This window comes from Pseudonocardia sp. EV170527-09 (assembly GCF_008369905.1).
In the GTDB taxonomy this organism is placed as follows: domain Bacteria; phylum Actinomycetota; class Actinomycetes; order Mycobacteriales; family Pseudonocardiaceae; genus Pseudonocardia.
This window is the reverse complement of the sequence record NZ_VRMC01000574.1, coordinates 1-252: the sequence shown is the minus strand read 5'-3', so window position 1 is coordinate 252 and position 252 is coordinate 1. Positions and strand designations below refer to the sequence as shown.

Annotated in this window: 1 protein-coding gene; it reads right to left on the bottom strand. The window is 63.1% G+C overall.

The features are described from left to right. A partial coding sequence (locus tag FVA95_RS30165) for a HAMP domain-containing protein (RefSeq protein ID WP_161992555.1) occupies positions 1-252 on the bottom strand: 252 nt, incomplete at both ends.

Here is a 252-nt window from a genome sequence, read left to right as displayed (position 1 = left end):
GTGGAGGTCATCTGCTCCATGCTGGCAGCCGTCTTCTCGAGCGAGGCGGATTGCTGCTCGGTACGCGAAGACAGATCGAGGTTGCCGCTGGCGATTTCGTGCGCGCCGGTGTTGACCGAATCCGAGCTGTTACGCACCTGGCGAACGGTGTTCACCAGGCTTTCGCGCATGCGACCCACGGCAGCCAGCAGGCGGCCCAGTTCATTGCGGCCACCCGTTTTGACATGCACGGCCAAATCGCCTTCAGCCACG